18 protein-coding genes and 1 pseudogene are annotated in these 19,737 nt (G+C 70.7%); 13 read left to right on the forward strand and 6 right to left on the reverse strand.

Annotation, left to right across the window (positions count from 1 at the left end):
* Window positions 1-270: 270 nt before the first annotated feature.
* The 3 genes from ASG60_RS08215 to ASG60_RS08225 are packed head-to-tail and all read left to right on the forward strand — an operon-like array spanning window position 271 to window position 2,891.
* Window positions 271-1,095: a UDP-2,3-diacylglucosamine diphosphatase gene (locus ASG60_RS08215; protein ID WP_056260488.1), complete on the forward strand. Its 825-nt coding sequence runs from the start codon at window positions 271-273 to the stop codon at window positions 1,093-1,095.
* Entirely contained in the window at window positions 1,092-2,180 is a 1,089-nt protein-coding gene (locus ASG60_RS08220) for a glycosyltransferase family 1 protein (protein ID WP_056384952.1), read from the forward strand. The genes ASG60_RS08215 and ASG60_RS08220 overlap by 4 nt, the downstream gene beginning before the upstream one ends.
* A gap of 57 nt (window positions 2,181-2,237) precedes the next feature.
* Window positions 2,238-2,891 (forward strand): ribonuclease HII, encoded by a 654-nt coding sequence (locus ASG60_RS08225; protein WP_082483426.1) that lies wholly within the window; start codon window positions 2,238-2,240, stop codon window positions 2,889-2,891.
* Here ASG60_RS08225 and ASG60_RS08230 read toward each other — a convergent pair.
* Entirely contained in the window at window positions 2,842-3,957 is a 1,116-nt protein-coding gene (locus ASG60_RS08230; RefSeq protein WP_056384954.1) for a PA0069 family radical SAM protein, read from the reverse strand. The genes ASG60_RS08225 and ASG60_RS08230 overlap by 50 nt on opposite strands.
* 168 nt (window positions 3,958-4,125) lie before the next feature.
* Here ASG60_RS08230 and ASG60_RS08235 point away from each other — a divergent pair, with 168 nt between their 5' ends.
* Complete coding sequence (locus ASG60_RS08235) at window positions 4,126-4,647, forward strand: hypothetical protein (protein ID WP_056384956.1); 522 nt, start codon at window positions 4,126-4,128, stop codon at window positions 4,645-4,647.
* Window positions 4,648-4,650: 3 nt separating this feature from the next.
* Here the strand turns inward: ASG60_RS08235 and ASG60_RS08240 are convergent, their stop codons facing one another.
* Both ASG60_RS08240 and ligA read right to left on the reverse strand, forming a co-directional pair.
* Window positions 4,651-5,556, reverse strand: coding sequence for a 3'-5' exonuclease (locus ASG60_RS08240; protein WP_056384958.1), 906 nt, complete (start codon window positions 5,554-5,556; stop codon window positions 4,651-4,653).
* 22 nt (window positions 5,557-5,578) lie between these two features.
* A complete protein-coding gene (ligA, locus tag ASG60_RS08245) occupies window positions 5,579-8,041 on the reverse strand; it encodes an NAD-dependent DNA ligase LigA (RefSeq protein WP_056384960.1) in 2,463 nt (820 codons plus the stop codon).
* Between the two features lie 192 nt (window positions 8,042-8,233).
* Between ligA and ASG60_RS08250 the strand changes: the two genes are divergently transcribed.
* The 5 genes and pseudogenes from ASG60_RS08250 (at window position 8,234) to ASG60_RS08265 (ending at window position 11,271) form a co-directional block, all read left to right on the forward strand.
* The gene (locus ASG60_RS08250) at window positions 8,234-9,163 is read left to right on the forward strand and encodes a protein-methionine-sulfoxide reductase heme-binding subunit MsrQ (RefSeq protein WP_056384962.1); all 930 of its coding nucleotides are present in this window, start codon (window positions 8,234-8,236) and stop codon (window positions 9,161-9,163) included.
* A gap of 89 nt (window positions 9,164-9,252) precedes the next feature.
* Window positions 9,253-9,543 (forward strand): hypothetical protein, encoded by a 291-nt coding sequence (locus ASG60_RS08255; RefSeq protein ID WP_056169773.1) that lies wholly within the window; start codon window positions 9,253-9,255, stop codon window positions 9,541-9,543.
* 46 nt (window positions 9,544-9,589) lie between these two features.
* Window positions 9,590-9,751, forward strand: coding sequence for a hypothetical protein (locus ASG60_RS23850; RefSeq protein ID WP_347379656.1), 162 nt, complete (start codon window positions 9,590-9,592; stop codon window positions 9,749-9,751).
* A 14-nt stretch (window positions 9,752-9,765) separates the two neighbouring features.
* Window positions 9,766-10,155, forward strand: a pseudogene (locus tag ASG60_RS08260) (Uma2 family endonuclease); the annotation flags it as partial.
* A 102-nt stretch (window positions 10,156-10,257) separates the two neighbouring features.
* On the forward strand, window positions 10,258-11,271 hold the full coding sequence (locus ASG60_RS08265; RefSeq protein WP_056384964.1) for an adenosine kinase: 1,014 nt from the start codon (window positions 10,258-10,260) through the stop codon (window positions 11,269-11,271).
* 21 nt (window positions 11,272-11,292) lie between these two features.
* On the opposite strand, the gene ASG60_RS08270 is transcribed toward ASG60_RS08265, so the two are convergent.
* The 3 genes from ASG60_RS08270 to ubiG all read right to left on the reverse strand — a co-directional run bounded on the left by ASG60_RS08270 (window position 11,293) and on the right by ubiG (window position 13,703).
* Window positions 11,293-12,267, reverse strand: coding sequence for an NADPH:quinone oxidoreductase family protein (locus tag ASG60_RS08270; protein WP_056304417.1), 975 nt, complete (start codon window positions 12,265-12,267; stop codon window positions 11,293-11,295).
* Window positions 12,268-12,339: 72 nt separating this feature from the next.
* The gene (locus ASG60_RS08275; protein WP_056169785.1) at window positions 12,340-12,912 is read right to left on the reverse strand and encodes a YbhB/YbcL family Raf kinase inhibitor-like protein; all 573 of its coding nucleotides are present in this window, start codon (window positions 12,910-12,912) and stop codon (window positions 12,340-12,342) included.
* A 47-nt stretch (window positions 12,913-12,959) separates the two neighbouring features.
* Entirely contained in the window at window positions 12,960-13,703 is a 744-nt protein-coding gene (ubiG, locus tag ASG60_RS08280) for a bifunctional 2-polyprenyl-6-hydroxyphenol methylase/3-demethylubiquinol 3-O-methyltransferase UbiG (protein ID WP_056384966.1), read from the reverse strand.
* Window positions 13,704-13,909: 206 nt separating this feature from the next.
* Between ubiG and ASG60_RS08285 the strand changes: the two genes are divergently transcribed.
* From ASG60_RS08285 to prmC, 4 genes are all read left to right on the forward strand, one after another.
* Window positions 13,910-15,145 (forward strand): aspartate kinase, encoded by a 1,236-nt coding sequence (locus ASG60_RS08285; protein WP_056169790.1) that lies wholly within the window; start codon window positions 13,910-13,912, stop codon window positions 15,143-15,145.
* Window positions 15,146-15,309: 164 nt separating this feature from the next.
* Window positions 15,310-17,571, forward strand: coding sequence for a phosphoenolpyruvate--protein phosphotransferase (gene ptsP, locus ASG60_RS08290; protein ID WP_056169793.1), 2,262 nt, complete (start codon window positions 15,310-15,312; stop codon window positions 17,569-17,571).
* 81 nt (window positions 17,572-17,652) lie between these two features.
* Entirely contained in the window at window positions 17,653-18,738 is a 1,086-nt protein-coding gene (prfA, locus tag ASG60_RS08295) for a peptide chain release factor 1 (RefSeq protein ID WP_056169796.1), read from the forward strand.
* A gap of 25 nt (window positions 18,739-18,763) precedes the next feature.
* The gene (prmC, locus tag ASG60_RS08300; protein WP_156398841.1) at window positions 18,764-19,630 is read left to right on the forward strand and encodes a peptide chain release factor N(5)-glutamine methyltransferase; all 867 of its coding nucleotides are present in this window, start codon (window positions 18,764-18,766) and stop codon (window positions 19,628-19,630) included.
* Window positions 19,631-19,737: the final 107 nt, after the last annotated feature.

Here is a 19,737-nt window from a genome sequence, read left to right on the forward strand (position 1 = left end):
ATGTCGCTGCCCTTCTTCACCTCTCGGGGCTCCGGACACACGATGTCTCGCGCGGTCCGGTGGGGCATCTTGCGGCGACTATGCCTGCCTTCACGCAGGAAGGAAAACCCGAAAAACTTCGCGAAACGTCAAATAATTTTATAGTCCAGAAAGGCTTGCGATGCGGTGCCGCACGGCAGGGCGCCCCTCCCCCGGGGCCGGCCGGCGTCATCAAAGTGATACGGGAATCCGGTTTGGCTCGGTCCGATGCAGAGCTGCTCGGAGACCACCATGGGCGAAGATCCGGAGACGACCATCCGCGTCCGAACCCTGTTCCTGTCGGACATGCACCTCGGCACCAAGGGTTGCCAGGCGGCCCTGCTGCTCGAGTTCCTGCGCGACTACGATGCCGACGAGATCTACCTCGTCGGCGATATCGTCGACGGCTGGCAGCTCAAGTCCGGCTGGTACTGGCCCCAGAGCCACAACGACGTGGTTCAGAAGCTCCTGCGCAAGGTCCGCAAGGGCTCGAACCTCATCTACGTTCCGGGCAACCACGATGAATTCCTGCGCGACTACATCGGCATGACCTTCGGGGGCATCGAGGTCGCCGACCAGCGCCTCCACGTGGCGGCGGACGGCAAGCGCTACCTCGTGATCCACGGCGACCAGTTCGACATGGTGGTGCGCCACGCCCGGTGGCTGGCGTATCTCGGCGATGGTGCCTACACGGCGGCGCTGTTCGTCAACACCCACCTCAACACCCTGCGCCGCCGCCTCGGGCTGGCCTACTGGTCGCTCTCGGCCTGGGCCAAGCTGCGGGTGAAGAATGCCGTCAACTTCATCGGCAAGTTCGAGGAGTTGCTCAGCGCCGAGGCCCGGCGCATCGGCGCCGACGGGGTGATCTGCGGTCACATCCACCACGCCGCCAACCGCACCATCGGCGGGCTCACCTACCTCAACACCGGGGATTGGGTGGAATCCTGCACCGCCATCGTCGAGCATTACGACGGCACCATGGAGGTGCTGCACTATCCGAGCCTGGTGCGGGCCCGGGAGGCCCGTGACGCCGAGTTCGCCGGGCCGCGGCCCGACGGCGCCCGGGCCGTCGCGTGAGGCTCCTCATCGCAACGGATGCCTGGCACCCGCAGGTCAACGGCGTCGTGCGCTCCCTCGAGCACATGGCGGCGGCGGGCGCGGGCCTCGGCATCGACACGGTGTTTCTCACCCACGCGGATTTCGTCTCCGTGCCCCTGCCGGGCTACCCGGAGATCCGCCTGTCCTGCGCCACCCGCGCGGCGGTGGCGCGCCGCTGGGACGGTCTGCGGCCGACCCATGTCCATATCGCCACGGAGGGCACCGTCGGCTACGCCACCCGGCGCTACTGCCTCGGCCATCGCCGTCCGTTCACCACGAGCTACCACACCCGGTTTCCCGAATACCTCGCGGCCCGCGCCCCCGTGCCGGAATCGTGGAGCTACGCCTGGCTGCGCCGGTTCCACGGCGCCGCCAGCGGCACCATGGTGAGCACACCCTCCCTCGAACGCGATCTCGCCGCCCGCGGCTTCACCAACCTCATGCGCTGGACCCGGGGCGTCGACACCGACCTGTTCCGGCCCGACGCAGGGGCGCCCGATCCCCTCGCGGGCCTGCCCCGGCCGATCTTCCTGTTCGTCGGGCGCCTCGCGGTGGAGAAGAACATCGCCGCCTTCCTGTCCCTCGACCTGCCCGGCTCGAAGGTGGTGGTGGGCGACGGACCGGACCGGGCGCGCCTCGCCGCGCTCGCCCCCGACGCGCACTTCCTCGGCACCCGCACGGGCGCGGCCCTGGCGGCGGTCTACGCCGCCGCCGACGTGTTCGTGTTCCCGAGTCTCACCGACACCTTCGGCATCGTGCTCCTGGAAGCCCTGGCCTGCGGCGTGCCCGTCGCGGCCTACCCGGTCACCGGCCCCCTCGACGTCATTGGGGGTACGGATGCGGGCGTCCTCGACCCCGACCTGCGCAAGGCGGCGCTTGCCGCCCTGACCATCCCGCGCGACCGATGCCGGGCGCAGGCCCTGCGCTACACCTGGGCCGAGAGCGCACGGCAATTCTACGCCAACATCGCCGCCGCCCACGGCACGGCAGGCCCGCAGGCGCGCCACGGCACACCGAGCAGGACCATCGGTTTGGGCACAGGAACCGACGCACCGGCGTGGTGACTCGGGCGGGCCGGACTGGCAGGGTCCCGCCCCATTCCCGACACCGTGTTCACCCCGATGCTCCCCTTCGACGCTGCCCTCGCGAAAGACTATCCGGCGGTGATCGGCTGCGACGAGGTCGGACGCGGCGCCCTGTGCGGACCCGTGGTCGTGGCGGCGGTGTGGTTCGACCCGCACGCGTTCCCGGGCGAGATCCTGGCGGCGCTGGACGATTCGAAGCGCCTGAAGCGGGCCGAACGCGAGCGCCTCACCCCCCTGATCCGTGCCCATGCGCGCGTGGCCCTGGCCGCCGGGTCGCGGGCGCTCGTCGACCGCATCAACGTGCGGGGCGCCACCCTCGATGCCATGGCGCGGGCGGTCCATCGCCTCGGACTCGACGCCCCGGTGCTGGTCGACGGCCGCGACGCGATCCCGGACGTCGAACGATGCCGTCCGGTGGTCGGCGGGGACCGCCTCGTGCCGCAGATCGCCGCCGCCTCCATCGTGGCGAAGACCGTACGGGATGCGGCCATGCGCGCCCTCGCCCGGCGCCACCCCGCCTATGGCTGGGACAGCAATGTCGGCTACGGCACCAAGGTGCACCTCGCCGGCCTCGCGACACTGGGCCGCTCGGCCCATCACCGCTGCAGCTTCACCAGAGCCTACGGACCCGAGACCGATTTCAGAACAGCGACAGCTGCGCCGTCGGCCGGACAAACAGATCGGTCCTGAGCTTCAGACGTTCTTCCGGGTAGCCGAGGCGGCGGCGGGCGAGGCGCATGCGGCGCACGATGAGGTCAGCATAGGCACCGGCTCCGACCATGCGCCGGCCATACGTGGCGTCGTAGGCGCGCCCGCCCCGCGCCTGGCGCACCAGGGACATCACGTGGGCGCGCCGCCCCGGATAGTGTTCGGCGAACCAGTCGTCCACGAGGGCGTCGAGTTCCAGCGGCAGGCGCAGCAGCACGTGGTTCGCCTCCCGCGCGCCGCGTTCGCGGGCCGCCGTCAGGATCGCCTCGATCTCGTGGTCGTTGAGCGAGGGAATCACCGGGGCGGCGATGACCATGACGGGAATTCCCGCGGCACTCAGGCGCTCGATGGCCTCCAGGCGCTTCTTCGGGTGCGGCGCGCGCGGCTCCAGCCGGCGGGCGAGGTCGGGATCGAGGGTGGTGACCGAGACGGCCACCTTCACGAGATCGTCGCGGGCGAGATCAGCGAGGAGGTCCAGGTCGCGTACCACGAGGTTCGACTTGGTGACGATCCCGACGGGATGCCGGAACCGGGCGAGGACTTCGAGGATACCCCGGGTGAGGCGGTACTCGCGCTCGATGGGCTGGTACGGGTCCGTCGCCGTGCCGAGGGCGATGGTGGCGGGCCGGTAGCCCGGCGCCGACAATTCGGAGGTCAGGAGCTTCACCGCATCCGGCTTGTGGAACAGCCGCGTCTCGAAATCGAGCCCGGGCGAGAGACCGACATAGGCGTGGTTGGGCCGGGCGAAGCAGTAGACGCAGCCATGCTCGCAGCCGCGATAGGGGTTGATCGAGCGATCGAACGAGATGTCCGGCGAGGTGTTGCGGGTGATGAGGCTGCGGGCGCGCTCGGCCGTCACCACCGTGCGCAGGGGCGCCGGGGCGTCGGCCTCCCATCCATCGTCGAAGATATCGCGGCTGATAGTCTCGAATCGTCCGGTGGGATTGGCCGTCGCGCCGCGTCCACGCCGGGCGTCGCTCGGCCGCGTCGTCGTGGCGAGGCGCCGCGCGCCCTCCCCTGTGTCCGCGTCCGGCGACTCCGTCTCCATGCCGATCCTTCATCACCCGCCGCCGAATCGAACATATCATGAACATCATCGCGAGATGTTGCACATATTGCGGGCAAAGCGGCTTCTGGGTCGGGCCCTGCGCAGTCCGGGCAGGAAACCGGGCCGGTGACCGGCTTCAGTCCGGGGAAAAATGCGGTATGCGCGGGCATGATCTCCGCTCTGATCCATGTGGCGCGGCCGACCGATCTTGATGCGGTCGATCGGCTCGCCGACACCCTCGGCGCCCTCGTGGCCGGCGTCGCCGCCGGGCTCGTCGGCGATGCGGTCATCGTCGCGCCCAGCCACAGCACGGCGATCGACACCGTGGCGGAGGCCACCGGCGCCAAGCTCGTCCTGCGCCCGCGCGGCGGCTCGGCGTGGTCGGCCGGGGCCAAGGCGGCCCGGCGCGAATGGGTGCTCTGTTTGGAGGCCGGGGACGTGCCCGCCGAGGGCTGGATCCGCATCCTGGACCGCTTCATCGGCACCGCCCGACCGGACGTCACCCTGGGCCGCCTGCGCCGCCCGCATGCGGGTCTGCCGGCCCGCCTCGCCGCCCGGGGCGAGGGCGTCATCGGCGTCGGCGCGCCGCGCCCCGGCGATCTGGTGCGGCGCGAACGCCTTCTCGCCGGTCCGCGCTTCGTCCGACGGGTGAAGGTCCGCAAATTGCCGGCCCGCCTCGAACGCTCCTGAGGATCAGGATTCGGCGGCTGCCTCCATGCGCAAACGCAGGCGCTCGACATCGTCGTGGTTGCCGGACAGCAGGTCGGTGATGTCGCCGACGAGGAGCGCCGCGACGTGGCGGCACGCGGTGCCGTAGCGCCCCGCCATGCAGGTGCAGCGCAGGCGCAGGCCCGTGGCTCGGTCCTCCAGGGTGATGGCGTAGCGGTCGCCGCGCGAGCCCTTGACGGTGAAGCTCAGGGGCGGCGGGAGGCGCGGCCCCGACCGGGCGCAATCGGACGACGGTCCCGGGCCGGCGCGCGGCGGCAGGACGCGGTCCGGCCCTTCCGGCACCGTGGTGATCGGCAGCCGGATGGCGCGGGACAAGCCGAAGATGTCGGGCGCGCCGGTCCGGCGCATGGCCGCCAGGGCGATCTCGGCACACGCATAGGCGTCCTCGCCGGCATCGTGGTGCTCGAACCGGATGCCGAGGCGCGCCGCGACCTTGCCGAGGCCGCAGCCCTCCTCCGCGGGAAACACCCGGCGGGCGATCTGAACGGTGCAGAGGTAAGAGAAGGCCGGCGGCCGCAGGCCGTAGGCGACCAGCGACGCGCGCAGGACGCCCATGTCGAAGCCGGCGTTGTGGGCGAGCACGAGGCCGCTCGCCAGGTCGGGCAGGAACTCGGCCATCACCTCGGGAAACGTCGGCTGCGTCCGCACATCCGCCGGCACGATACCGTGGACCCGGATGTTGCCGGGGGAGAACCGCAAGTCCGGCGGCCGGATCAGCCGCGATTCCCGGCGCACCACCGCCCCGTCCGCGATCCAGGCGAGACCGACGGCGCAGGCACTGTCGCGACGCTCGTTCGCGGTCTCGAAGTCGAGGGCAAGAATCGGTGTCAAGTAGCTGGTGCCCCGCGCGCCCGAGGCGATGCGCGTCATGTAAGCCGCGCTGGAAGCCACCTCAAGCGCTCGCCACGAGGGCGAGCCAGGCCTCCTCGCTCACCACCTCCACGCCGTGCCTCTCGGCGTCCTTGAGCTTGGAGCCGGCGCCGGGCCCGGCCACCACGAGGTCGGTCTTGGCCGAGACCGAACCCGAGACCTTGGCGCCCAGGCGCTCGGCCGTGGCCTTGGCCTCGCTGCGGGTCATGCGTTCGAGGGAGCCGGTGAAGACCACGGTCTTGCCGGCGAAGGCCGTCGCCGTCACGGGTGCCGCCATGGGTTCCGTGGTGACGGCCTCGAGGAGGGCCCGCACGGCGGCGTCGTTGTGCGGCTCGCCGAAGAACGCGATGAGGGAATCCGTCGCCACCGGACCGATCTCGGCGTCGTCGGCGAAGTGCCGGTAGGCGTCGCCCGGGCGCTGGGACGCGGCCCGGGCGATCCCGGCGGCCGCCGCATCGGCGTCGCCGTAATGGGCGAGCAGGCTCGCGCGCTGGGGCGCCGACAGCCGGATGCGGCCGGGCGCCTCGCCGGCTTCCACCCCAGCCTCGCCCTCCTCCGCATCGGAGGTCTCGCGGGGGTAGCCGACCTCAAGCAGGCGGTCGCGCGTCGTCGGGCCGATGCGCGGAAGCGACGAGAGTTCGATCCAGTCCGGCCCCGCCTGGGCGGCGGCCGCCGCCGCGACCCCACCCATCAGGGCGGCCATGTCGGGAAAGCGTTTCGCCAGGGCCTTGGCCGTGGACTCGCCGATGTCGGGGATCCCGAGGGCGAACAGGAAGCGGTTGAGGGGCAGGCGGCGGCGGTCCTCGACGGCGGCGAGCAGGTTGTGGATCGCCTTGTCCTCCTCCTCGCCCTTCTTCTTCGTCGGCTTCTTCGGGGCCGGTGCGCCCTCGGCCCGGCGCTCGGCGGACAGGGCTTCGCGGCGGGCCACGATGGCGGCCTTCAGCTCCGCGAAATCGAGGCGGAACAGGTCGGCCGGCTGCTTGATGACGTGCGCTTCGAACAGCACCTCGATGTAGGTCTGGCCGAAGCCTTCGAGGTCAAAGCCGTTGCGCGAGACGAAGTGCTTCAGGCGCTCCACCCCTTGCGCGGGGCAGATCAGGCCGCCGGTGCAGCGCCGGACAGCGTCGGGCTTGCCCGTACGCGGGTTGATCTCCCGGATCGCCCGACTGCCGCAGGCGGGGCAATGGTCGGGGAAGACGAAGGGCGTCGCGTCCGCAGGGCGCTTGTCGAGCACCACGTCCATGACCTTGGGGATCACGTCGCCGGCCCGCTGCACCACCACCGTGTCGCCGACGCGGATGTCGCGGCCGTCGCGGATTTTTTCCCCGTCGCCGCCAACCCCCTGGACGTAGCCCTCGTTGTGGAGCGTGGCGTTCGACACCACGACGCCCCCCACCGTCACCGGCCGCAGCTTGGCCAGGGGATTGAGGGAGCCGGTGCGGCCGACATTGATCTCGATCCCCTCGACCACCGTGAGCGCCTTCTGGGCCGCGAACTTGTGGGCCAAAGCCCAGCGCGGCGAGCGCGAGACGAAGCCGAGCCGCCGTTGCAGGGCGAGGCTGTCGACCTTGTAGACGACGCCGTCGATGTCGTAGCCGAGATCCGCCCGCGCGGCCTCGATGCCGCGGTAATGGGCGATCATCGCTTGCGCATCGGTGAAGCGTTTCGTGCGGTCGTTGACCGGCAGTCCCCAGCGCCCGAACGCTCCGATCATCCCGGACTGGGTCTCCTCAGGCAGGGCCGACATCTCGCCCCAGGCGTAGGCGAAGAACTTGAGCGGCCGCGAGCGGGTGATCTCGGGATCGAGCTGGCGCAGGGACCCGGCGGCGGCGTTGCGCGGGTTGGCGAACAGGGCCTTGCCGGCGGCCTCCTGACGCGCGTTGATGGACGCGAAATCCGCGTGTGAGAGGTAGACCTCGCCCCGAACCTCGCAGATCTCCGGCACGTCGTCGCCCGAGAGGGTCTCGGGGATGCTGTCCACCACGCGGGCGTTGCGGGTGACGTCCTCGCCGGTCTCGCCGTCGCCCCGCGTCGCGGCGGTGACGAGGCGGCCGCCCTCGTAGCGGAGCGACAGGGACAATCCGTCGATCTTCGGCTCGGCGGTGAAGGCCAGCGTCTCGCCCTCGGGCCAATTCAGGAACCGGCGCACCCGGGCGACGAACTCCTCGACCTCCGCATCCGCGAAGGCGTTGCCGAGGGACAGCATCGGCACGGCATGCCGGACCTTGGCGAATTTCTCCGACGGCTTGGCGCCGACGGAGGTGCTCGCCGCCCCCGTGCCGGCGAGGTCCGGGAACCGCGCCTCGATGTCCTCCAGGCGGCGGCGCAGGGCGTCGTACTCGGCGTCCGAGATCTCCGGCGCGTCCTCCTGGTGATACAGGCGGTCGGCCTCGGCGATGCGCTCGGAAAGGGAGGCGTGCTCACCGCGCGCCGTCTCCGGCGTCAGGTCGTCGAGGCTGTCGGCGGCGGGCTTCGATGCGGGCATGCTGGGCTTCTGCGATGGGGACCGGTTCGGCCCGGCATACAACACGTCGTTCGATGCCGCATCGTCCCCCGGCACGGCGCGGGCAGGGTGTGCGACCGCACGTCGCCGGCCGTAACTTCGGCCCGCTTCGCCACGTAGATAGGACCGTCGGCGGCACCGGTCGCCCCGACAGCCGCGCATTCGGAACATGCCATGCCCGCCCTGCCCGCCATCTCCGCACCCTGGCGCGACCGCGCCGGACGTCTCTCGGGCCTCAAGCTCGGCGTCTTCCTGTTCGCCCTGGCGCCCGGCCTCTGGCTCGCCGGCGCCTATGCGGCGGACGCGCTCGGTGCCAAGCCCATCACCGCGCTCCTGCACGGCACCGGCGAATGGGCCGTGCGTTTCCTGCTGCTGTCCCTGGCCGTCACGCCCCTGCGGCGCCTGGCGAACTGGCCGAAGCTGATCCTCGTTCGGCGGATGCTCGGGCTGACGGTGTTGGCCTACGCGCTCATCCACCTCGCGCTCTACGTGATCGATCAGAACTTCGTGCTGACGAAGGTGGTCTCGGAGATCGTCAGTCGGATCTACCTTACCATCGGGTTCGTCGCCCTCGTGGGGTTCGTGGTCCTCGGCGTGACCTCCACGGACGGCATGATCAGGCGACTCGGCAAGGCGTGGCCGCGCCTGCACAAGACGGTCTACACCCTCGCGGTGCTCGGCCTCGTCCACTACTTCCTGCAGGCCAAGATCGACGTCTCCGACCCGGTGTTCTGGACCGGCGCCTTCCTGCTCCTCATGGGCTGGCGCGCCCTGCAGCGCCTGCGCTGGCCCATCAACCCCCTGACCCTGCTGGGGCTCGCCGTCGCGGTGGCGCTCACCACCGCCGGACTGGAGGCGGCGTGGTACGGGCTCGCCAGCGGCATCCCGGCCGGGCGCGTGCTCCAGGCCAACCTCGCCTTTCCCGACATGATCCGCCCGGCCTGGTGGGTGCTCGGCATCGGTTTGGTTCTGCCCGTCATCGATGCCGCGCGCCGCATCTGGGACCGGTTCGGCAAAGGCGCGGGCAAGGGTGCGGACAGGGGCGCGGGACCAGAGGCCCGACCGGTGCGGAGCCGGCCCGCCGAAGCGGTGGCCGCGCGCTGAAGCCGGCTTGCGGCCGCGCCCGGCCTCCCGCATGAGTCCGTGCCGATGGTTCGGGGGACGCGATGACGAAAACAATCTGGGCGGCCGGCATGGCCTGCCTCCTCGCCGTCGGTGCGGCCCGCGCCGAGTGCCCCCGCGCCGAACCGCCGCCCGTGAGCGCCCGGCCGACCAAACCCGCCTTCCCGGAGAAGCCGGCCTGCGTCGACGCCAAGGGCGGCTGCCCCGGCTGGGAAGCCTACAGCTACAACGACGCCATCAAGGCCTACAACGCCCAGATCGCCGTCTACCGTCCCCTGGCGGAGGCCTACGTGAAGGGCCTGAACGCCTACGTGAAGGCGGCCTCGGACTACGCGCAGTGCGAGGTGAAGGCGCTTCAGTAAGACCGGCGCCTTCGCAGTCTTCGGGGCGCATGAGAGGCTGTCGCCCATGAGCGCGCAGCCCAAAGCCGGCATGGATGTCGACGCCTTCCTGGCCTGGGCCCAGCACCAGCCCGGCCGCTACGAGCTCGTCGACGGAGAGGTCTTCGCCATGGCCCCGCAGCGCATGCGGTATGTGGAGACCTCTCCGTCCAGCTCGCGCCCAGGGTAGGCCTTCGAGAGGCCGGGCTTGCCTGTCGTATGCTGCCCGACGGGATCACGGGGCGGGTGGATGCGGCAACCTGCTTCGAGCCGGCCGCCCTGGTGCATTGCGGCGAACGCCTCGGGCCCGATGCCACGCAGGCCCCGGCCCCCATCGTAGTCGTCGAGGTCCTGTCCCCGAGTACCGGACAGATCGACACCACGCAGAAGCTTGTCGGGTATTTCCGGGTGCCGAGCGTGATGCACTCTCTCATCGTCGATCCGGTGCGGCGCATGGTCATTCACCATCGGCGCGGAACCGAAGACCTGATCGAGACGCGGCTCGCCTCCACGGGGCGGCTCGAACTCGAGCCACCGGGCCCGACCCTCACGGGAGCCGCTCTCTTCACCGAGTCTCCCTTAGCCGAGTCGTGAGGGATGGACGGAGTGTTGGGACGGCCGCCCTCGCTTGACCCCCGGCGGGGCTGGTGCCACAGCCCGGCGCATCCTTTTCCCCCGGCCAGACTGGACGGTTAGATGCCCGAATCCCTCGACCTCCTCGTCCTCGGCAACGCCATCGTCGACCTCATCGCCCGCGCGGACGAATCGTTCCTCGCCGAGCAGGGCGTGCCGAAGGGCGCGATGCAGCTCATCGACGAGGAGCGGGCCGAGGCCCTGTTCAACGCCATGGGGCCGGCCACCATCGTATCGGGCGGCTCCGGCGCCAACACCGCAGTCGGCGCGGCGCTGCTCGGCGCGAAGACCGGCTTCATCGGCAAGGTCCGCGACGACGAACTCGGGGGCCTCTACGCCCACGACCTGAAGGCCACGGGCGTGCGCTACACCGTGCCGGCCGCTACCGACGGTCCTGCCACGGCGCGCTGCTTCATCCTGGTGACGCCCGACGGCGAGCGCACCATGAACACGTATCTCGGCGCCTGCCAGAACCTGTCCCCGGCCGACGTGGACGAGGCCACCGTGCGCAACGCGCGCGTGACCTACCTCGAGGGCTACCTCTGGGATCCGCCGGCCGCCAAGGACGCGTTCCGCAAGGCCGTTCAGATCGCCCACGCCGCCGGCAACGCCGTCGCGCTGACCCTGTCGGACGCCTTCTGCGTCGGCCGGTATCGCGAAGAATTCCTCGGGCTCATCCGCGACGGCAGCGTCGATATCCTGTTCGCCAACATCGGCGAGTTGCAGAGCCTTTACGAGACCGACGACGCGGAGGTCGCCCTCAAGGCCCTGCGCGACGAGCGCGACGCCCGCGGCAAGCATCTCCTCGGCCTCGTCACCCGCTCGGCGGACGGCGCCATGGTGGTCAAGGGTGGCGAGATCCGCAGCGTCGAGGCCTCCCCGGTCCACGAACTGGTGGACACCACGGGTGCGGGCGACCTGTTCGCCGCCGGCTTCCTCGCGGGCCATGTGCGGGGCCTCGACAACGCCGCGAGCGCCCGTCTCGGCGCCCTGGCCGCGGCGGAGGTGATCCAGCACATCGGCGCCCGCCCCCAGCACGACCTCGTGGCGCTGGCCAAGGCGCAGGGCCTGCTCTGAGGCGATCCCACGGGAAGGCGCTCACATTCGCAGGAGCACCTTCCCCACGGCCTCGCGCCGCTTGAGGATCCCGAGGGCCTCGGCGTAATCCGCCAGGGGATAGACCCCATGGACCTTGGCGGTTAGACGGCCCTCCGCGACCCAGGCGAGGAGCTGGCGCTGGTTCTGCGCATGCGCCTCGGGTTCGCGATCGACGAACACGCCCCAGTGCACGCCCTGGATGTCGATGCCCTTGAGGAGGGCGAGGTTCAGCGGGATACGGGGGATGTCGCCGGCGGCGAACCCGACGACGAGGTAGCGCCCCTTCCAGCCCAGCGAGCGCAGGGCCGGCTCGGCGTAGTCGCCCCCGATGGGATCGTAGATCACGTCGACGCCCTTGTCCTCCGTGAGGGTCCGCAGGGCCTCGCGCAGGTTGTCGGCGGCGTAGTCGACGCTCATCGTGGCTCCGTGCGCCTCGGCGACCCTCAACTTCTCCGGCGACGAGGCGCAGGCGATGACACGTGCGCCCATGATGGCGCCGAGTTCCACCGCCGCGAGGCCGACGCCGCCCGAGGCGCCAAGCACCGCCAGGGTCTCGCCCGGCTGGAGCTTCGCCCGGTCCCGCAGGGCGTGGAGCGACGTGCCATAGGTAATGGTCAGGCCGGCGGCCTGCTCATCGGAGACGGCATCGGGAATCGGCGTGAGATGACGGGTCGAGACCGCGATGCGCTCGCGGCAGGTCCCGAACTTCTGGTGGACGATGACGCGGTCGCCGACCGAAACCCCCTTCGTATCCGGCCCGAGGGCCTCGACCACGCCGGCGGCCTCGCCGCCGGGCGAGAACGGCAGCTCCGGCTTCACCTGGTAGCGCCCGGCGATGATGAGGGTATCGAAGAAGTTGAGCGCCGCCAGGGTGATGCGCACCACGGCCTCGCCGGGCCCCGGCACCGGTTCGGCGATGTCCTCCAGGGAGAGATCGTCGGGGCCGCCGAGGCGGGTGCACAGCAAGGCCTTCATGGAAACGCTCCGTCCCTGTCCCGGTGCGCCCATGCACCGGGCGGACCGAGCGGTGCAACATCCAAATGCGATTCAGGTCCGGGCGTAGGTCGCCGTCAGGCAGCCCTTGGCGAGCACATGGCCCCGCATGGCGTCGATCACGGCGCCCCGGCCCGGTGAGGCGTCGAGGGCGAGAGCCACGTCGAGGGCATAGATCTGGAACAGGTACTCGTGCGGCCCGTGGCCGGTGGGCGGATCGGGCGGCAGCCACTGGTCCTGAAGGAAGCTGTTCTTGCCGAGATCCTGGGACTGGTGCGCCCCGCCGGGGCTCGGCAGCGCGCCCTCGGTCAGGGGGCCGGCCTCCGGCATCAGGTTCCAGGCGATGAGGTGGACGAGGGGGCGCGGCGTCGGGCTGCCCGCGTCCTCGACGATGAGGGCGACCCGGACGGTCCCCGGCGGGAGGTTGTCCCAGGCCAGGGGCGGAGACGTCTTCTCGCCGTCCTCGGTGAAACGGGCTGGGATCGACCCGCCCTCGGCGAAGGCCGGGCTCGTCAGCCGCACCGTCGCGGGCGTGTCGGGAAAGTCGGCGTGGTAGGTGGTCGCCGCGATGCCCGCCTTGAGGCCGGACAGGGCCTCGCCGACGGCGTGGGGGATCTTCTCGAGCATGACGGCCTCCGGTTGCGCGCGGTCAACGACGCGAGGCCGCCGGGAGTTCAGGCGCGGCGCGCGGCGATCATGTAGTTCACCGCCGTGTCGCGGCTCGCCCGCCACGAGCCGTCCAGCGGATTGAACACCACCCCGGTGGTGTCCGTCACCGCGAGGCCGCCGTCCTCGACGGCGCGGATGAGTTCGTGGGGTTTCACGAACTTGTCCCAGTCGTGGGTGCCCTTCGGCAGCCAGCCGAGGACGTATTCGGCCCCCACGATGGCGAGGGCGTACGAGCGCAGGGTGCGGTTGAGGGTGGCGGAGAACAGCAGCCCGCCGGGCTTCACCGCCGCGCAGGCGGTGGCGACGAAGGCCGGCACATCGACCACGTGCTCCACCACCTCCATGGCCAGCACGATGTCGAAGCGCTCGCCCTCCGCCACCACGCTCTCGATGGTGCGGGCCCGGTAATCGACGCTCACGCCGGCCGCATCCGCGTGCGCCTGGGCGACCTTCACGTTGGTCGGCGCCGGATCGAGCCCCGTCACCCGGGCGCCGAGGCGCGCGAGGGGTTCGGACAGCACGCCGCCGCCGCACCCGACATCGACGATGGCGAGGCCGTCGAGGGGGAACGGCGCTTTCGGATCCCGGTCGAAATGCCGGCAGGCGGCGTCACGGATATAGGCCAGCCGTACGGGATTGAAGCGGTGCAGCACCCGCATGGGCCCGGTCGGGTCCCACCACGTCGCCGCGATGGCCTCGAAGCGGGCGACCTCGTCGCGGTCGATGGAGGATGAGGTGGGTCCGGTCATCGGGTCCGTCTGATTGGGCGGAAAAAAGTTCGGTGGAACAACAGTCCCGGGGATGGGTCACGGCCCACCGGCCCCGATTGTTGACACGCTCGGGTAGCCCTTGTACCCGCCGAAGCCCTGTCCGGTACAGCCGCAGAGCGACGCGGGCGTTTGTCCGGCCCGCCGCACCACGGCTCCCTTTCCACGAGAATCGACGCGGACGCTGCATGGCCCGTTTGGTGATGAAGTTCGGCGGCACGTCCGTCGCCAATGTCGAGCGCATCCGCAACGTGGCGGCCCACGTCGCCCGCGAGGTCGCGGCCGGCTACGAGGTCGCTGTTGTGGTGTCGGCCATGTCGGGCAAGACCAACGAGCTCGTCGCCTGGGTCAAGGACGCGAACCCGATCTACGACGAGGCCGAGTACGACGCCGTGGTGGCCTCGGGCGAACTCGTCACCGCCGGCCTGCTGGCCATCGCCCTGCGCAAGGCCGGTCTCAAAGCCCGCTCGTGGCAGGGCTGGCAGATCCCGATCCTCACCTCCGACGCCCACGGCTCGGCCCGCATCGAGGGCATCGACGGCGCCCGCCTCGATGCTGGCTTCAAGCGCGGCGAGGTCGCGGTCATCGCCGGCTTCCAGGGCATGCACGAGGCGACGGGCCGGGTCACCACCCTCGGCCGGGGCGGCTCGGACACCAGCGCGGTGGCCATCGCGGCCGCCATCGGTGCCGAGCGCTGCGACATCTACACGGACGTCGACGGCGTCTACACCACTGATCCGCGCGTCGTTCAGAAGGCCCGGCGCATGGAGCGCGTGACCTTCGAGGAGATGCTGGAGATGGCTTCCCTGGGCGCCAAGGTCCTGCAGGTCCGCTCCGTCGAGCTCGCCATGGTCCACCGGGTGCCGACCACGGTGCGATCGAGCTTCGACCCGCCCGACAACGCACGCCCCGGAACCCTCATCTGCGACGAGGACGAGACCATGGAACAGCAGATCATCACCGGGATCGCCTTCTCGAAGGACGAGGCGCAGATCACGCTGCGCCAGGTCAAGGACAGCCCCGGAATCGCCGCCGCCATCTTCGGGCCCCTGGCGGACGCCAACATCAACGTCGACATGATCATCCAGACCGTCTCGGGCGATCAGTCCACCACGGACATGACCTTCACGGTCCCGTCCGCCGATTACGATCGTGCGCGCCAGATCCTCGATGCCCAGAGCGGCGTCATCGAGTTCGCCCAGATCGAGGGTGCCACGGACGTGGTGAAGGTCTCGGCCATCGGTGTCGGCATGCGCAGCCACGCGGGCGTCGCCGCCAAGGCGTTCCGGGCGCTCGCCGAGAAGGGCATCAACATTCGGGCGATCACGACATCCGAGATCAAGTTCTCCGTGTTGATCGACTCCGCCTATACGGAGCTTGCCGTGCGTACGCTCCACTCGCTATACGGCCTCGACCAGGCCTGAACACATTGGCCCATCGCGCGCACGATTCTTGCGCGTGATGCCGCGTGAGCGCGCTGTCCGACGAAGTGGATACCGGTTCGTCTGAGGGCACGACACACAAGGAATGAGAGGCGCGATCCGGCCGGATCGGATCACGCCTCGAACCGAAGCCGGATCGAGGGACCATGCCCGCTGCGCCTGGAGGACCGCGCCTGCTGCTGCGCCGCCTCCGCGAAGCGATGGCGGAGCCGGTCAGTCCACAGGCACGTCTCGACCGGATCGTCACCCTGATCGCCGCCAACGTGGTGGCGGAGGTGTGCTCGGTCTACGTGCTGAGCGACGACAACACCCTCGAGTTGTTCGCCACCGAGGGCCTGAACCGCGAAGCGGTCCATCTCACCCGCATGCGCGCGGACGAGGGCCTCGTCGGCCTCATCGCGCAGACGGCCGAGCCGCTCTCCCTGTCCGACGCCCAGTCGCACCCGTCCTTCTCCTATCGGCCGGAGACGGGCGAAGAGGCCTATCACGCCTTCCTGGGCGTGCCGCTCCTGCGCGCGGGCAACACGCTCGGCGTGCTCGTGGTGCAGAACAAGACCTACCGGGTCTATTCGGAAGAGGAGATCGAGGCGCTCCAGACCACCGCCATGGTGCTGTCGGAGATGATCGCCTCGGGCGAACTCCAGGCGCTGGCCCCCGGGGCCGGATCCGCGGCCCGGCGGGCCGTGAGCCAGCGCGGCGTGGCGCTCGCCGACGGCATCGGCCTCGGGCACGTGGTGCTGCACGAGCCGCGCATCGTGGTGAAGCGGCTCATCGCCGAAAACCTCGACCGCGAGGTCGAGCGCCTCGAACAGGCCATCGGCGAAGTCCGCTCCGCCATCGACGACCTCGTGGAACGCGGCGACAGCATCGGCACCGGCGAATCGCGCGAGGTCCTCGAGACCGTGCGGATGTTCGCCCACGACAAGGGCTGGCTGCGCCGGATGCGCGAGGCCGTGCAGTCGGGCCTGACGGCAGAGGCCGCCGTCGAGCGGGTCCAGTCGGACAACCGCGCCCGGATGATGCGCCAGAGCGATCCGTATCTGCGCGACCGCCTGCACGACCTTGACGACCTCGCCAACCGGCTCCTGCGCACCCTCATCGGCCACGAGGGCAACGGCGACCGGGTGCTGCCCGAGAACGCGATCCTCGTCGCCCGCTCCATGGGGCCTGCGGCCCTGCTCGACTACGACCGCACGGCCCTGCGCGGCGTCGTCCTGGAGGAAGGCGGCCCGACGAGCCACATCGCCATCGTCGCGCGGGCGCTCGGCATCCCGGCGGTGGGCGAGATCGCCAACGCCACGGCGCTCTGCGACGCCGGAGACGCCATCATCGTCGACGGCGCAACGGGCGAGATCCAGGTCCGGCCCGGTCCCGAGATCGAGGCGGCCTACGGCGAGATGGTGCGGGTCCGCGCCAAGCGTCAGGAGCAGTACCGGGCCCTGCGCGACCTGCCGGCGGTGACCCGCGACGGGGTCGCCATCGGCCTGCAGCTCAATGCCGGTCTGCTCATCGACCTCACCCATCTGGCCGAGACGGGCGCGGACGGCATCGGCCTGTTCCGCACCGAACTCCAGTTCATGGTCGCCCAGCGCATGCCGTCGGCGGCCGAGCAGCAGACCCTGTACGAGGCGGTGTTCACCGCCACCGGCGACCTGCCGGTGACGATCCGCACCCTCGACATCGGCGGCGACAAGATCCTGCCGTACATGCCGGCCCTCGAGGAGGAGAACCCGGCGCTCGGCTGGCGGGCGATCCGCATCGGCCTCGACCGGCCGGCTTTGCTGCGGGTGCAGTTGCGGGCGCTGCTCCGCGCGGCCGGGGGCCGACCCCTCAAGATCATGTTCCCCATGGTGGCGACGGTGGACGAGTTCACCCGCGCCAAGGCCATCGTCGAGCGCGAGAAGGCGCACCTGCGCCGCCACGGCCACCCGCTGCCGAGCGATTGCAAGCTCGGCGTGATGGTCGAGGTGCCCTCGCTCCTGTTCCAGATCGACGAGATCGCGCGGGCCGCCGACTTCCTGTCGGTGGGGTCCAACGACCTCATGCAGTTCCTCTTCGCCGTCGACCGCGAGAACCGGCGGGTGGCGGGCCGGTTCGACACCCTGAGCGTGCCGGCCCTGCGCGCCTTCCGGCTCATCGCCGAGCGGGCGGCGGCGGCCGGCTGCCCGGCCACGGTCTGCGGCGAGATCGGCGGCAAGCCCCTCGAGGCCATGGCCCTCATCGGCCTCGGCTTCCGGCACCTCTCCATGTCACCGGCCGCCATCGGCCCGGTGAAGGCCATGGTGCTCGCCCTCGACGCCGCCGCCATCGCGGCCGTCATCGACGCCGAGATGGCCCGCGCCGGCGACGGCGCAACCCTCCGGCCGGCGCTCAGCGCCTTCGCCAAGGCGCACGGCGTTCCTATCTAGCGGGCCTTCAGAGTTTCCGACCCTGGCCCCTCCGGACCGACCGCGCCGACCCGAAACACTGGTGAGAGTACCCCACGGGCGATGACCCCCATTCCTTCCGACCGTCTCGACGCCATCCTGACGCGCCACGACATCGTCACCGCGACCCTCAGCGCGGGCTCGGCGGATTCCGACACCTTCGTCCAGCTGTCCCGCGAATTGTCGGAGCTGGAGGGCGTCGTCGCGGCGATCCACGCCTACCGGGCCGCCGCCTCCAACCTCGCCGACATCCAGGCGCTGATGGACGAGCCGGGCAGCGATTCCGAGATGCGGGCGCTGGCGGCCGACGAGAAGCCCGAGGCGGAAGCCGGGTTGGAGGCGGCGCACCGCGCCCTGCAGCTCATCCTGCTGCCGAAGGACTCCGCCGACGAGAAATCCGCCATCCTGGAAATCCGCGCCGGCACCGGCGGCGACGAGGCCGCGCTCTTCGCCGGCGACCTGTTCCGGATGTACGGCCGCTACGCCGACGCCAAGGGCTGGAAGGTCGAGGTGATCTCCGAGAGCGAGGGCACCGTCGGCGGCTACCGCGAGGTCATCGCCGAGGTGAAGGGCAAGGGCGTGTTCGCCCGCCTGAAGTTCGAGAGCGGCGCCCACCGAGTGCAGCGAGTGCCCGACACCGAGACGCAGGGGCGCATCCACACGTCCGCCGCCACCGTGGCGGTGCTGCCCGAGGCCGAGGAGGTCGATATCGTCATCAACGATGCCGACCTGAAGATCGACACCATGCGCTCGCAGGGCGCCGGCGGCCAGCACGTCAACAAGACGGAATCGGCCATCCGCATCACCCACCTGCCCTCCGGGATCGTGATTTTCGTCCAGGAGGAGCGCTCGCAGCACAAGAACCGGGCCCGGGCGATGCAGCTCCTGCGCTCGAAGCTCTACGATGCCGAGCGCACGGCCAAGGACGCGGTGCGGGCCGCCGACCGCAAGTCGCAGGTCGGCTCGGGCGACCGCTCGGAGCGCATCCGCACCTACAACTTTCCCCAGGCGCGGGTGACCGACCACCGCATCAACCTCACCCTGTACAAGCTCGAGGAAGTGCTGGCGGGCGTGGCCCTCGACGAGCTGATCGACGCGCTGGTGACGGAGCATCAGGCCGAGCTGCTCGCCGCGGAGGGCATGGCCTGAGCCGGCCATGTCTCCGGTCACGACCATGTCTCTGATCGCGGGCACGACTCGTCAGGAAGCCCTACGGCACGCGACCCGATGCCTTGCCGAGGGCGGCATCGCCGACAGCGACGCCCGCTTCCTCGTCCTCGACGTCCTCCGCCTCAGCGGGACGGAGCTCATCCTCGGTGGCTTCGAACCCATCGGGCCGGCGGGCGCGGCGGCCCTATCGGAGGCCCTCGCCCGGCGCCTCGCGGGCGAACCCGTGGCCCGGATCGTCGGCGCCTGGGAATTCTGGGGCCTCCCGTTCGGACTGGCGCCCGAGACCCTGGTGCCCCGCGCCGACACCGAGACCCTGGTGGAAGCGGCCCTCGGACGCCATCCCGACCGCACAAGCCCCTTGCGCATCCTCGACCTCGGAACCGGCTCGGGCTGCATCCTCGTTGCCCTGCTGTCCGAGCGCGCCAACGCCTTCGGCATCGGCCTCGACCGCTCGGAAGGCGCCCTGATCCAGGCCCGCACCAACGCCACGGCCAATGGGGTCGGCGACCGGGCCGCCTTCATGCGTGCCGACTGGTGCGCGGGCCTGATGGCCGCGTTCGACCTCATCGTCTCGAATCCGCCCTACATCCCGCTCGGCGTCATCGCGACCCTGGCCGATGAAGTCCGCCTCCACGATCCGGCAGCGGCCCTCGATGGCGGCGTCGACGGGCTCGATGCCTACCGGCGCATCCTGGATGACGTGGCGCGGGGGCCGGTGCGGCTGGCGACGGGCGGAAGCCTGCTGTTCGAGGTCGGCCACGACCAGGCGGAGGCCGTGCTGACCCTCGGCCGCGAGCGTGGCTTCGTGGCGGCCGGCATCACCCACGACCTGGCTGGACATGCCCGCGTGGTCGCGTTCGCGTCGAAGTGATGGCGATGTCGGGGACGGGATGCGCCGCTCGGACGAGAATCGTCGTGAACAACCGGGGGTGCCGCGAAAAAATGCTTGTTGCCGTCGCGGCGACCGGCTAGGCTCTC

Origin of the sequence: Methylobacterium sp. Leaf469, from assembly GCF_001424745.1 — a bacterium.
In the GTDB taxonomy this organism is placed as follows: Bacteria; Pseudomonadota; Alphaproteobacteria; order Rhizobiales; family Beijerinckiaceae; genus Methylobacterium.

Coding starts and splice junctions, on each gene's coding strand:
- ASG60_RS08275 (WP_056169785.1), bottom strand. CDS start 12,912: ATGCTCGAGAAGATCCCCCACGCCGTCGGCGAGGCCCTGTCCGGCCTC.
- ASG60_RS23850 (WP_347379656.1), top strand. CDS start 9,590: ATGAGCGCGCAGCCCAAAGCCGGCATGGATGTCGACGCCTTCCTGGCC.
- ASG60_RS08270 (WP_056304417.1), bottom strand. CDS start 12,267: ATGAAGGCCTTGCTGTGCACCCGCCTCGGCGGCCCCGACGATCTCTCC.
- ASG60_RS08235 (WP_056384956.1), top strand. CDS start 4,126: ATGATCTCCGCTCTGATCCATGTGGCGCGGCCGACCGATCTTGATGCG.
- ASG60_RS08265 (WP_056384964.1), top strand. CDS start 10,258: ATGCCCGAATCCCTCGACCTCCTCGTCCTCGGCAACGCCATCGTCGAC.
- prmC (WP_156398841.1), top strand. CDS start 18,764: ATGTCTCTGATCGCGGGCACGACTCGTCAGGAAGCCCTACGGCACGCG.
- ASG60_RS08250 (WP_056384962.1), top strand. CDS start 8,234: ATGCCCGCCCTGCCCGCCATCTCCGCACCCTGGCGCGACCGCGCCGGA.
- ASG60_RS08285 (WP_056169790.1), top strand. CDS start 13,910: ATGGCCCGTTTGGTGATGAAGTTCGGCGGCACGTCCGTCGCCAATGTC.
- ASG60_RS08255 (WP_056169773.1), top strand. CDS start 9,253: ATGGCCTGCCTCCTCGCCGTCGGTGCGGCCCGCGCCGAGTGCCCCCGC.
- ASG60_RS08240 (WP_056384958.1), bottom strand. CDS start 5,556: ATGACGCGCATCGCCTCGGGCGCGCGGGGCACCAGCTACTTGACACCG.
- prfA (WP_056169796.1), top strand. CDS start 17,653: ATGACCCCCATTCCTTCCGACCGTCTCGACGCCATCCTGACGCGCCAC.
- ASG60_RS08225 (WP_082483426.1), top strand. CDS start 2,238: ATGCTCCCCTTCGACGCTGCCCTCGCGAAAGACTATCCGGCGGTGATC.
- ubiG (WP_056384966.1), bottom strand. CDS start 13,703: ATGACCGGACCCACCTCATCCTCCATCGACCGCGACGAGGTCGCCCGC.
- ptsP (WP_056169793.1), top strand. CDS start 15,310: ATGCCCGCTGCGCCTGGAGGACCGCGCCTGCTGCTGCGCCGCCTCCGC.
- ligA (WP_056384960.1), bottom strand. CDS start 8,041: ATGCCCGCATCGAAGCCCGCCGCCGACAGCCTCGACGACCTGACGCCG.
- ASG60_RS08215 (WP_056260488.1), top strand. CDS start 271: ATGGGCGAAGATCCGGAGACGACCATCCGCGTCCGAACCCTGTTCCTG.
- ASG60_RS08230 (WP_056384954.1), bottom strand. CDS start 3,957: ATGGAGACGGAGTCGCCGGACGCGGACACAGGGGAGGGCGCGCGGCGC.